General features: G+C 39.6%; 12 protein-coding genes. 10 read left to right on the top strand and 2 right to left on the bottom strand.

What is annotated here, in order from left to right:
* The 5 genes from KJ678_03415 to topA all read left to right on the top strand — a co-directional run.
* Positions 1-148, top strand: a 148-nt coding sequence (locus KJ678_03415; protein MBU1017180.1) for a rod shape-determining protein MreC, incomplete at its 5' end; no start/stop codon positions are given.
* Between the two features lie 225 nt (positions 149-373).
* A complete protein-coding gene (locus KJ678_03410) occupies positions 374-832 on the top strand; it encodes a hypothetical protein (GenBank protein MBU1017179.1) in 459 nt (152 codons plus the stop codon).
* A gap of 51 nt (positions 833-883) precedes the next feature.
* Entirely contained in the window at positions 884-2,683 is a 1,800-nt protein-coding gene (gene mrdA, locus KJ678_03405) for a penicillin-binding protein 2 (GenBank protein ID MBU1017178.1), read from the top strand.
* A gap of 21 nt (positions 2,684-2,704) precedes the next feature.
* Complete coding sequence (gene dprA, locus KJ678_03400; protein MBU1017177.1) at positions 2,705-3,580, top strand: DNA-processing protein DprA; 876 nt, start codon at positions 2,705-2,707, stop codon at positions 3,578-3,580.
* On the top strand, positions 3,577-5,730 hold the full coding sequence (gene topA, locus KJ678_03395) for a type I DNA topoisomerase (GenBank protein ID MBU1017176.1): 2,154 nt from the start codon (positions 3,577-3,579) through the stop codon (positions 5,728-5,730). The genes dprA and topA overlap by 4 nt, the downstream gene beginning before the upstream one ends.
* Here topA and KJ678_03390 read toward each other — a convergent pair.
* Positions 5,713-6,297: a hypothetical protein gene (locus KJ678_03390; protein ID MBU1017175.1), complete on the bottom strand. Its 585-nt coding sequence runs from the start codon at positions 6,295-6,297 to the stop codon at positions 5,713-5,715. The two genes, topA and KJ678_03390, sit on opposite strands and share 18 nt — an antisense overlap.
* Complete coding sequence (locus KJ678_03385; protein ID MBU1017174.1) at positions 6,294-6,971, bottom strand: nucleotidyl transferase AbiEii/AbiGii toxin family protein; 678 nt, start codon at positions 6,969-6,971, stop codon at positions 6,294-6,296. Before KJ678_03385 ends, KJ678_03390 begins: the two co-directional genes overlap by 4 nt.
* Positions 6,972-7,101: 130 nt before the next feature.
* Between KJ678_03385 and rpsB the strand changes: the two genes are divergently transcribed.
* The 5 genes from rpsB (at position 7,102) to proS (ending at position 11,422) form a co-directional block, all read left to right on the top strand.
* Entirely contained in the window at positions 7,102-7,941 is an 840-nt protein-coding gene (rpsB, locus tag KJ678_03380; GenBank protein MBU1017173.1) for a 30S ribosomal protein S2, read from the top strand.
* A gap of 2 nt (positions 7,942-7,943) precedes the next feature.
* Positions 7,944-8,390 (top strand): elongation factor Ts, encoded by a 447-nt coding sequence (locus KJ678_03375; protein MBU1017172.1) that lies wholly within the window; start codon positions 7,944-7,946, stop codon positions 8,388-8,390.
* 8 nt (positions 8,391-8,398) lie between these two features.
* Positions 8,399-8,947 carry a ribosome-recycling factor gene (locus tag KJ678_03370; GenBank protein MBU1017171.1) on the top strand — a complete coding sequence of 183 codons (549 nt, stop codon included), beginning with the start codon at positions 8,399-8,401 and terminating at the stop codon, positions 8,945-8,947.
* Between the two features lie 97 nt (positions 8,948-9,044).
* Positions 9,045-10,175, top strand: coding sequence for a site-2 protease family protein (locus KJ678_03365; protein MBU1017170.1), 1,131 nt, complete (start codon positions 9,045-9,047; stop codon positions 10,173-10,175).
* A 41-nt stretch (positions 10,176-10,216) separates the two neighbouring features.
* Positions 10,217-11,422 (top strand): proline--tRNA ligase, encoded by a 1,206-nt coding sequence (gene proS / locus KJ678_03360; GenBank protein MBU1017169.1) that lies wholly within the window; start codon positions 10,217-10,219, stop codon positions 11,420-11,422.
* The last annotated feature ends 145 nt before the right edge of the window (positions 11,423-11,567 follow it).

Here is an 11,567-nt window from a genome sequence, read left to right as displayed (position 1 = left end):
TGAAGACCTTTTAATTCCTAAAGGACTTGTTATAGGCAGAGTTACGAAAATAAATTTTAAAGAAGAAGAAATTTTAAAGTCGGCGGAGGTAGAGTTGGGGGTTAACCCGCGCAAATTGGAAATGGTGTTTGTGATGGGGGATAGGTAACATACAATTACCCATACAACGGAATAATGGTTATAAGGGTAACGAGTTGTTATCGCTAAGAGTAATCTCAAATCTCAAAACGCAAAGCTCAAAACCACATGTCAAAAGTCAAAACTAAAAATGTAATAAAATTGCCTTTTAGATTTAAGATTTTAGTTGTGACTTCGCGAAGCGAACTTACTTCGTAACATTTGACATTTGACATTTGAGATTTGCGTTTTAAATATGAAACTATATTTTATTTTACTAACCATAGCCTTAATACTTGCTCTGCTCCAAACAAGCGCTTTCCCTGTCTTTGGCGTCTATTTGGATATAGTGTTAGTCTTTGTACTAACGGTTGTTTATATTACCCCCAGTAACTTTGGCGTTAAGTTCGCTTTTATGTCAGGATTATTGATGGATTTTATAGGAGAAACTCGTTTTGGCGGGTTTACCTTTATGTTCACACTATTTTCTCTCATAACACAGTTTTCGCTAGGTATGTTTGGGAAAAAGATAGTAAATATGTTTTTAATCGTGTCTTTACTTACTCTTGCAAGCCAAATTATACTTGGAGGTTTTGTGGGTTTTGGAGACATCTTTCTCTGCGCGACAATATCGTCCGTAATTGCTATGATGTTTTATCCGGGAATAAATATATTGTGCGAGAAGTTTGGAGGGTTTGGGAGGAAGCTGAAGTAAATTCAAAGGTCAAAATTTAACAAAGGAGACTCCTTATATAGATTTAATAAAATGGAGCTAAACGCTATACAAAAACAACCTTTAATAAAAAATGATAGGTTCTCTTCGCAAGAAAGAGTGTGGCGAGGCGTTTTTTTTATTAGTTTAGCGGTAGCGAGCTTAATTTTTTTGATATCCCGTTTGTTTGTTCTGCAAATTGTGAAGGGTTCCTATTATGAGACTGTTTCGGACGAGAACAGAATACGCGCGGAAGTTTTAAAAGCCTATCGGGGGGTTATTAAAGACAGAGAGGGTCGTATTCTGGCGCAGAATTCGCCCTCGTTTAATATTAAGATTAACAAAAATGTTTCCAATTATTCCGAAATTATTAAAAAACTCTCCATTTTTATAGATACTTCAAGTCCTGTGAGTGTTGGGGAGTTTACAATTTTTGGAAATGTGAATCGGGATACAGCGATTAAAATAGAAGCGGGGTTTTTTGGTAGTTTCGCTGTGGCGGTGGAAACGGCTCCCCAGAGAGATTATTTGTATCCGGAGGAATTAGCGCACTTATTGGGCTATGTTTCTTTTATTTCCTCTGAAGCGGATGATCGGGTGGGGGTTATTGGCGTGGAAAAATTTTACGACATATATTTGCGCGGGAGCCATGGCAGTCTGTTATATGAATACGACGCTAAAGGTAGTATTTTACGAGAGATTGCTCGAAAGGAGCCTGTTAATGGCAAAGACTTAACTATAAGTATAGATTTAGACCTTCAACTTAAATCTTACGAAGCGCTTAAAAAGGCGGTGGAAGAAACGGGAGCTACGGGCGGCGTGGTGGTTGCGCAAAACCCTAAAAATGGGGAGATTTTAGCTTTAGTTAGTCTTCCTTCTTTTAACCCTAACCTTTTTTCAAGGGGAATTTCTTCTGCGGACTATAATAAAATAGTTTCCGATCCTTTACACCCTATGTTTAACCGCGCTTTGTTGGGACAATACCCTCCCGGCTCGGTTTTTAAGATTGTTACGGCAAGCGCGGTTTTGGAAGAGGGTGTGGTAACGGCAGATACAAAAGTGCTAGCCCCCGGCGCTATAAATGTGGGAAGTTTTGTTTATAGAGATTGGAATCCCGCGGGCCACGGTGAGGTTAATATAATTAGAGCGCTAGCCGAATCGGCGGACACCTTTTTTTATAAAGTTGTGGGGGGTTACTCGGATTTTGCCAACAATCTTGGTCCTGAGAAGCTCGCTTCTTGGGCTAAAAAATTTGGTCTTGGTTCAGAAACGGGAATAGGCTTTGATGACGAGGAAAAAGGTATAATACCGGACCCGTTATGGAAAAAAGAAGTAAAAGACGAACCGTGGTATATCGGAGATAGTTACATAACTGCTATTGGGCAGGGAGATGTTCTAACCACACCTATTCAGGTTAATCAGATGACGAGTGTTATCGCTAATGGGGGTTATTTGATAAGCCCTAAAATTGTTAGGGGTCAGACTCCATCAGATAAATCGGATAACTCAGATAAGTCTGATATATCTGATGAATCCAACACCATAATATCCAAGGAAGTTTTTGAAACAGTAAAGCAGGGTCTTAAGGAAGCGTGTGAGGCGGGGGGAACGGGATATCCGTTTTTTGATTTTGCGACGAAACATTCGGGAATAAAACCCGCGTGCAAAACGGGAACTAGCGAGTTTGGGCAAAAAAACAGCAAAGGCGAGTATCAAACGCATGCGTGGTTTGTGGTGTTTGCGCCGGTGGATAACGCTCAAATTGTTCTAACGGTATTTTTAGAGGGGGGAGGAGGCGGGGCGGATATTGCCGCTCCCGTGGCGAGAGAGATTTTGGATTTTTGGTTCGATTAGGGGTCAGACTCCTTAGATAAAATGAAAACAAACCTTTGTTTCAAAGAAGTTAATAGCGACTCTTCTTCCTACCCCTCCCGTCTTTTGGATTTGCCAAACCCCCCGCCTGTTCTATATATCGCCGGAGAAATTGTCCCTTCTGATTCTTTAGCTTTAGCGGTGGTGGGTTCTAGAAAAATGTCTTCTTATGGCGAAGATGTGTGTGAGGAAATAGTTTCGCAAGTGTCGCAAGCGGGAGTTACAATTGTGAGCGGGTTAATGTACGGAGTTGATTTAACCGCGCATAAAGTGGCTTTGCAAGCAGGTGGACGCACCCTCGGCGTTTTGGGTTTTGGAAAGAATTTTATCCATAAAGTGGGGGACAAAAATGTAGTTGCCCAAATGATGGAAGGAGCGGGAGCTATTATAACGGAATTTGGAGAAAACGAAGCCGGGGCCCCGTGGACTTTTCCCAAACGAGACAGAATTATTTCGGCTTTGGCAAGCGCGATTTTGGTAGTGGAAGCGGCGGAAAAATCCGGAACATTATATACGATAGAGGCGGCTTTAAAGCTAAAAAAAGAAGTAATGGCAATACCAGGGAGTATTTTCAGTCCTGTTAGCAAAGGAACAAACAAACTGATAAGAGAGGGGGCAAGGCTTGTTTGCAGTGTGGATGAAATTTTGGAGGTTTTAGATGTGGATAGCAGAATAAAAAAGATAGCTTTTAAAAGCGAGTTCCCCCTTTCGTCTGCCGAAAACGCAATTTTAGAAGTATTAAAAGAAGGGGAGTTGTATATAGACGATGTGGCGGTAAAAGCGAATATGGTTATTTATACAGTTTCCGCCCTCTTGACGAGCTTGGAGTTAAAAGGTATGGTGAAGGATGTGGGGAGGGGAGTGTATAGGAGAATATGAACCTAGTAATCGTTGAATCGCCGTCAAAATCTAAAACTTTAGAAAAATATCTCGGTAAAGAATATAAGGTGGTTGCTTCTATGGGGCATATACGGGATTTGCCTAAAAGCAAGCTTGGGGTAGATGTTGAAAACAATTTTACAGAAAGTTACGAAATTTCCCCTTCTAAAAAAAAGACCGTGTCTGCTTTAACAAAACTTGTAAAATCAGCAAAGGCTATTTATTTAGCCACTGACCCTGACCGGGAAGGAGAGGCTATCGCTTGGCATTTGGCGCAAGTTTTTTCAGAGGATGGGCTTGTTCGCCGTCACGAAAAGCTGGGGGCTACGCCCCCGCCTGTCCAAGTACCCCCGAAAGGTACAGGCGCTTTTCTTAGACGGCGCTCTGCGCCCTTATTCCAACGAGTTTCGTTTAATGAGATAACAAAAGACGCGGTTCTTTCGGCTTTTGAACATCCTAGAGAAATTGATACATTTTTAGTGGACGCTCAACGGGCGCGCAGAGTTTTAGATAGATTGGTCGGTTATAAACTATCTCCTCTTTTATGGAAAAAAATTCGTTATGGTCTTTCTGCGGGAAGGGTGCAAAGCCCCGCCGTTAGGTTTTTAGTGGAGAGACAAAAGGAAATAGACGCATTTAAAAGCGAGAGGTTTTATGAAGTAGAAACCCTCTTGCAGGAAAATAATGTATTAAACACCTCCGAGGCGGCCCCGAAGGGGACTCCTCGGACGGTGGGTGGGGGTGGTGTTTTGAATGCCAAACTAACCCATATTAACGGCGTTCCTATTTACACTAAAAGAAAGTACCCTCTCTTTGCGGGGGAATACACCGTGTCTCAAACTACGATAAATAACGAAAATAAACTATCCGAAATTAAAACCGAGTTACCTCTTGCTGAATACAAGATTGATAGTATAGAGGAAAAAGAGTACCAAAAAGCGCCAAAACCACCCTTTACCACTTCATCTTTGCAACAAGAGGCGAGTTGGAAATTGGGGTTTAGCCCTAAAAAGACTATGTCTTTGGCGCAAAAACTGTATGAAGCTGGGTTAATTACCTATATGAGAACGGATAGCACTAACTTAAGTAGTTCGTCCTTGTCTGCAATAAGGGGTTTTATTGCCGAAAAATACGGTAAAGAATATTTGCCTAAAGAACCTCGGTTTTATAAAACTAAAGTAAAAGTTGCGCAGGAGGCGCATGAGGCAATTAGACCAACGGATGTTAAAGTTAAGACGAGTACTAAAATGGAGGGGGATGCTCTCCGTTTGTATGAGATTGTATGGCAAAAAACGGTGGCTTGCCAAATGACAAACGCTGTTTATTCTGGGGTTACTGTTAAAATATCGGCGTTAAAAGGCAGTAATAATTACACTTTGTTGGTGAAAGATAGTGTGTTAAAGTTTTCTGGTTGGATGGCGGTTAGCAACAGGCGCGACTCTTCCCCCGAAACGGCGTCTGATATTCCTTCGAATATGACGATAGGGAAGCAGCTACATTTTGTGTCTTTGGATGCCTTAGAGAAACAAACCCCGCCACCCTCTTTTTATAACGAGGCTTCGCTAATAAAAGAACTTGAAAAGTTTGGCATAGGCAGGCCCTCAACTTACGCCCCTATTGTGTCAACGATACAGGATAGAGGTTATACGCAAAAAATAGAGGGCAAATTAAAACCTACCGATTCAGGTATTGTGGTTACAAAGCTGTTAACGGACAATTTTGCCGAAATTGTGGATGTTAATTTTACGGCTAAAATGGAAAATGAATTGGATGAGGTAGCAAATCATCACAAAGAGTACCTTTCAGTGATAAAAGAGTTTTATGACCCTTTTGAAAAATTATTAAATGAAAAGCAAGACGCTATAAAAAAATCCGATTACACCGTTTTGGAGACAATGGAAGAGAAATGTCCTAAATGCAGTAGTCCTTTGATAGTAAAGTTAGGTAAGTATGGCAGGTTTGTCAGCTGTAGCGATTACCCAAAGTGTGATTATTTAAGACCTATTATAGAGAAAACGGGCATAAAATGTCCTAAGTGTAAAGACGGGGACATAATTGTCCGAAAAACTAAAAAAGGCAAAACATTTTATGGATGTTCCGCTTATCCCAAATGCGATTTCGCGGTTTGGAAGTTAGATGCCCCTTCCTAATATTTTTCCCGACAACTTTTCCGTCGCCTTTCCGAATAGTTTGGCATATTTTGTTAGTTTATTGTGGTTTAGAGAGTTTATACACCATTCGTTGTAATTAGTTTTTCTTTTGCCTAAAGCAACGAGGTACAACATATCTAAAAAGGCTTTTTCCGGTTCTGCAATATAAACTCCGTCCATTAGATTAAATCCAAAGAATAAGTCTTTGTTTATTTTTGAATATTCGCATTCGGTTCCCAGCAATGTTACTTTTTTTGAATGTCTAGTTGTTGCAAGCGTTATTTTGTATAATCCTTGGTTAATTATGCCATATTTTGATAGCGCGCTTTCAAAGCTTATATAGCTGGGATAGTAGGAGCTTGTAGCTAACTTTTCTATATCAATAGTATCATTTGTTATCATATACAACCCTCTTGTGATGGGGGTAATAACATTGGCGTCCTTGAATCTTTTTATATAGGTATTTATTAATCTAGAATCATTGGGGAAAAGACTTTTTAGGTCATTTGCTGTAAATGCCTTTTTATTAATCTCTTTAATTTTTTTTATCAGTTCCTCTTTTTTCATTTTTCAAATAGATTTAGGACATTTCTTTGCTTTTTTGGCAAGTATGGGTTTAGTTTATCCATAAGCTCTTTTCTTGTGTACTTTATTTCCTTTGAAACATTGTAGGCAACACCTAACTTTTGGCTTATGTACCAAGTATCAAAAAGATCTCTCGGCTCTCTTCGTTCTTTAAGAGTAAGTTTCTTATCTTTCAATATCTGTTTTAAGGTATAAGTGTTTCCAATTACTTCCAAATTGTTAAACCTACTTCTTATAAGCGAAGGCGTATATTCAAACTCTTTTTTGCCTTTGTTGATTTCCACCTTAACGCCAATCGGGATTGGTTTAAAGTCTATATTAAAAGTAAGTTTGGCAAAAAGTGTGTATTTTTTTTCATAAACTTCGTTTATTTTACTTTCGGGTATTATATTTGGGATTTTTTGTATAGTTTTTTTGAATTTTGCAAAGTCTATGGTGTTGATAATTGAAAAGTCCAAATCTTCGGAAAATCTGAAGGAGTTATATACAAGTTTTAACGCCGTGCCGCCCTTAAATGCTAAAGAACTACTAAAAGGCGCGCTAAACAAGATGTCTAAAATATATATTTGGTAATGTTCCTTTAGAATGTTATCGGTTGAAGTTTGTTCTTCAATCGCAAACCTTTGCGACTGCTCTTGTGTTAACATAATGTACATAATTGTATAGTAACTTAACATAGAATGCAAGAGCAAAAAACGGGGCTTGCAATTGACTTGTTTTTTTGGTAAGTTACAAAGGAGTTTCCTTTGAAGAAGGAGACTCCTTAGTTAGCTTTGATTAAAGAGTATGGAGAAAAAAATTAAAGTAAAAAGTGAAAAGTTGGAGATAAAATCCAGCGCAAAAAAATCCACTGTGGTTAAAAAACCCAAGCTTTCTATTCCTACTCCCGAGGAAATGCTGGAAGCGGGAGTTCATTTTGGGCATCAGGTGCGTAGATGGCATCCTTCAATGGCGCTTTATATTTTTGGCAAAAAAAGCAATATTCACATAATGGACCTTTTTATTACCGAGCAAAAACTGCAAGAAGCGTGCGAGTTTTTGTATCAAACCGCAAAAGAGGGCAAACCAATTCTTTTTGTGGGTACCAAAAGACAAGCGCAGGATATAATTAAAGATGCGGCGGGAAAAAGCGGGGCGTTTTGTATGTCAAACAGGTGGATTGGCGGGACTTTAACCAATTTTTCCGAAATAAAAAAGAATATAGTAAGGCTAAAAGATTTAATTCGCCAAAGAAAAGAAGGCGCGTTTTCTCATTACACTAAAAAGGAACAGCTTTTGTTAGACCGAGAAATTAAAAAGTTGGAGTTTATGGTGGGGGGAATTTTTGATATGAAAGAAGTTCCCGCCGCTGTTTTTATAGTTGATGTTAAAAAAGAAAAAACGGCATACCGCGAGGCGGTTAGAACGGGTGTAAAAATAGTATCATTAAGCGACACGAACAACGACATCTCTAATGTTGACTATCCCATTCCCGGCAATGACGACGCTATAAACGCAATTTCTTTAATTGTTAAAACCGTTGCGTCAGCGGTGGAGCTGGGGTACAATGAAAATGTCAAAACTCAAAAGAATTCGAATTTAACAAAGGAGTCTCTCCGCCAGCTGGCGGGGAAACTCCTTAGATAAACATGGATATAACCTTAATAAAATCTTTAAGAAGCGAAACGGGCGCGGGAGTTATGGACATCAAGCGCGCGCTTGAGGAAGCTGGAAACAAAATTTCCAAAGCAAAAGAAATTTTGCAAAGGCAAGGGTTTGAAAAAGCCGCCAAAAAATCCGAAAGGGAAACGGGAGACGGGCTTGTGTTTTCGTACATTCACGCTACCGGAAAGGCGGCTTCCTTATTGGTTTTAACCTGCGAAACGGATTTTTCTGCCAAAACTTCCGATTTTCAAAATTTGGGAAAAGAGCTGGCGATGCAGATTTGCGCGATGAATCCTAAAGACGGGAAGGATTTGTTGTCCCAACCCTATATTAGAGACGGTTCAAAAACTATGGGGATGTTAATTAAAGAGGTTATTGCTAAAACGGGAGAAAATATCAAAATCGGAGATTTTGCGAGGTTTGAGATTTGAGATTATCTATGCGTGACCTACCTGCTAAATTACAATCTACAAAAGATTATTTAATATCCGAGCTTTCAACCATTAGAGCCGGTCGCGCAAATATTTCTTTAATAGAAAATGTGTTGGTAGAAGCCTATCCCGGCACCCCTCGTTTAACCCTTAAAGAGCTTGCCACCCTTTCTATTTTAGACGCGCAAACACTTATGGTTTCTCCCTGGGACAAGAGTATTTTATCTAAAATTGTAAGCGCGATATCTTCTTCTGGAACGGGCTTAAGTCCTGTTGCAGATGGGGACAATGTAAAAGTTCCCGTTCCTTCCTTAACCGAGGAGAGGCGGGGCGAGTTGGCAAAAATTGTTGGTAAAAAAGTGGAGGACGCTAAAATAGCGGTTAGGACTATTAGGCAGGATGCAATGCGAAGTTTAGACGAGCAAAAAGAGAACAGCAAAATATCGGAGGATGAGTATTTTAAGGGTAGGGAAGAGGTGGAGGATAAAGTTCGCAAAGAAACTTTGGGGCTTGAAAACATTGGCAAAGCGAAGAAAGAAGAAGTGATGAGGGTGTAACGAAAAAGATCAAAAATTTAACAAAGGAGACTCCTTTGAAAAAGGAGTCTCCTTAGATAGCATTTGAATTGAATTTTGAGTTTTGTCATTTGAATTTATGTTCTTATCATTTATTGTCTTCTTCCTCATATTTTCCCTCCTAATCCTCATTCACGAGTTGGGGCATCTTTTGGTCGCCAAAAAAAGCGGGGTTAGGGTGGACGAGTTTGGGTTTGGGTTTCCGCCCAAACTTTTTGGCAAAAAGATAAAAGGTACTTTGTATTCCATAAATCTTATTCCATTTGGAGGTTTTGTAAGAATTCCCGGTAGCGAGTATGAGGAAGGGAACAAAAAAGACAAGGGTAATTTTGCAAATAAAAAGCCCTCAACAAAGTTTTTTATTCTAACCGGCGGGATTTTTATGAATCTCTTTCTTGCTATAGTTTTGTATTACGGGCTTTTTATCGTTACCAACTTTACATCCCTGCCTCTTTTTCTTATGGACGATTTTTCTTTTAGATACGGAGAAACTAAAGTAACGCAAAATGTAATTGTGTATTCTCAAAACAACATTTTTAAACCGGGCGACCATATTTTGCAGATTAGGCAGGACAATAATTCTAATATTGCTATTGCCCCTCAAAATCCAGAGGAAGTTATAAATTTTATTGCCGATAAAAACGACAAAAACCTTATTTTCAAAGTCCAAAATGTGCAGGATAGCATAATAAGGGAGGTTACTGCTAAAACTAGATACGAGGAGAGTTTAGGGCGGTTTGTGGTAGGGATAGGGCTTGGCGAGTCGGTAAACATTTCTTATAGCCGTCCGTTAGAAAAAATATTGTCGCCATTTCTCCACAGTTATAATATTTTTTCTTATTCCGGCAGTATTTTTAAAACGCTTATTAAGGCTTCTATAGAAACCAAATCTGCCGAGCCGGTTGCCGGAACATTAACGGGACCGGTGGGAATATTTTTTATTGTGGAAGCGTTGATAAAAATTGGTGGGGTTTCCGCTTTAATGGCGATAATTGATTTTACGGCGCTTTTGAGTTTATCGCTTGCCATAATGAATATTTTGCCGTTTCCGGGTCTTGATGGGGGGCATTTGGTTTTTGTAGGGTATGAGGTTATTTTTAAAAAGACGCCCCCGTTAAAGTTTATGCGTATAACTTCTTCCGCCGGAATGGCTTTTTTGGTTGTTTTGGCAATTTTTATAGCCTTCAAAGACTTTTTTATGTTTCGGTAAAAAGGGTTGAGGAGGTTTGTTATTTGTGATTAAATACTTTTATGCTTTACTCAAAACTTTTTGCTAAAACTTTAAGAGATTATCCCAAATCTGCTGAAACTATTTCTCATAAATACTTAGCTCGTGGCGGGTTTATAGACCAGTTAATGTCGGGTGTTTATACTTACTTGCCTTTAGGGTGGCGGGTGCATACCAAAATTTCCAATATAATTAGGGAAGAGATGAACAAAATTGGCGGGCAAGAGATATTGATGCCCGCTTTGCAAAAAAAATCGCAATGGCTGGAAACGGGCAGATGGGACAAAATTGACCCCCCTTTATTTAAGTTTAAGGACAGGCATAATAAGGAGCTTGCGCTTGGCCCCACGCACGAAGAGGTGGTTACGGATTTGGCAAGACGGTTTGTGGGTTCCTATAAAGACTTACCTTTTGCGGTTTACCAAATACAGAATAAATTTAGAAACGAAATGAGGGCCGTAGGCGGGTTATTGCGGGTTAGGGAGTTTGTGATGAAAGATATGTATAGTTTTCACAAGGACAAGGAGGATTTTGCCGATTTCTACAAAACGGTTATTAAGGCGTATTTTACTATTTTTGAGAGGTGTGGACTTAAAGAGGTTAGGTTGATGGATGCCGATTCTGGTTCTATTGGAGGCGAGTATAGCAATGAGTTTGGGGTTCCTTGCGAAAACGGCGAAGATAAAATGTATGTTTGTAAAAGTTGTGATTGGGCGGGCAATGTTGAAGCCGTTGGCGATAAGGTTGCGAAATGTCCCAAGTGTGGTGGGGGAGTGGTTTTAAAAAACAATGTGGAGAATGGACACATATTTATGTTGGGAACAGAGTATAGCGAAGCGATGAAGGCGTATTTTACGGATAAGGACGGTGTAAAAAAACCGTTGGTAATGGGCTGTTACGGTATAGGGTTAGGAAGGCTTATGGCAACGATTGTGGAGCAAAATTATGACGATAAAGGTATTATTTGGCCAGAGAATGTTGCTCCCTTTGATTATTATTTAACTTATGTGGAGGAGGAGTTAAAGGATAGGGCTTTTGAGTATTACAAAAAGATGCTTGGAGTTGATGTTTTATTCGATGACCGCAGTATAAGCATAGGTACAAAATTTGCGGATTGCGATTTGTTGGGGATTCCAAAAAGGATAGTGATAAGCAAAAAAAGTATAGAACAAGGCGGAGTTGAGATTAAAGACCGCCGAAGTGGGGAAGTGAAAATAGATACTCTCTAACACCCGGTGTTGGATATTTACGACAAACTGTATTTATTAGGGGTCGGTACCCCGAAGGGGTCCGCACCCCAATGAATTTTATTCCCCCCCTTGCCAGACCTCATAGTATATGGTATAATAGATGTATGTTAAGTTAGAGAACAGG

It is taken from the genome of Patescibacteria group bacterium, assembly GCA_018817085.1.
Taxonomy (GTDB): Bacteria; Patescibacteriota; WWE3; order CG2-30-40-12; family CG2-30-40-12; genus CG2-30-40-12.
The sequence above is the reverse complement of the archived record's forward strand: the minus strand, read 5'-3'. Positions and strand labels throughout refer to the sequence as shown.

Coding starts and splice junctions, on each gene's coding strand:
- KJ678_03370 (MBU1017171.1), top strand. CDS start 8,399: ATGCGTGACCTACCTGCTAAATTACAATCTACAAAAGATTATTTAATA.
- KJ678_03410 (MBU1017179.1), top strand. CDS start 374: ATGAAACTATATTTTATTTTACTAACCATAGCCTTAATACTTGCTCTG.
- KJ678_03365 (MBU1017170.1), top strand. CDS start 9,045: ATGTTCTTATCATTTATTGTCTTCTTCCTCATATTTTCCCTCCTAATC.
- mrdA (MBU1017178.1), top strand. CDS start 884: ATGGAGCTAAACGCTATACAAAAACAACCTTTAATAAAAAATGATAGG.
- KJ678_03385 (MBU1017174.1), bottom strand. CDS start 6,971: ATGTACATTATGTTAACACAAGAGCAGTCGCAAAGGTTTGCGATTGAA.
- proS (MBU1017169.1), top strand. CDS start 10,217: ATGCTTTACTCAAAACTTTTTGCTAAAACTTTAAGAGATTATCCCAAA.
- dprA (MBU1017177.1), top strand. CDS start 2,705: ATGAAAACAAACCTTTGTTTCAAAGAAGTTAATAGCGACTCTTCTTCC.
- topA (MBU1017176.1), top strand. CDS start 3,577: ATGAACCTAGTAATCGTTGAATCGCCGTCAAAATCTAAAACTTTAGAA.
- KJ678_03375 (MBU1017172.1), top strand. CDS start 7,944: ATGGATATAACCTTAATAAAATCTTTAAGAAGCGAAACGGGCGCGGGA.
- rpsB (MBU1017173.1), top strand. CDS start 7,102: ATGGAGAAAAAAATTAAAGTAAAAAGTGAAAAGTTGGAGATAAAATCC.
- KJ678_03390 (MBU1017175.1), bottom strand. CDS start 6,297: ATGAAAAAAGAGGAACTGATAAAAAAAATTAAAGAGATTAATAAAAAG.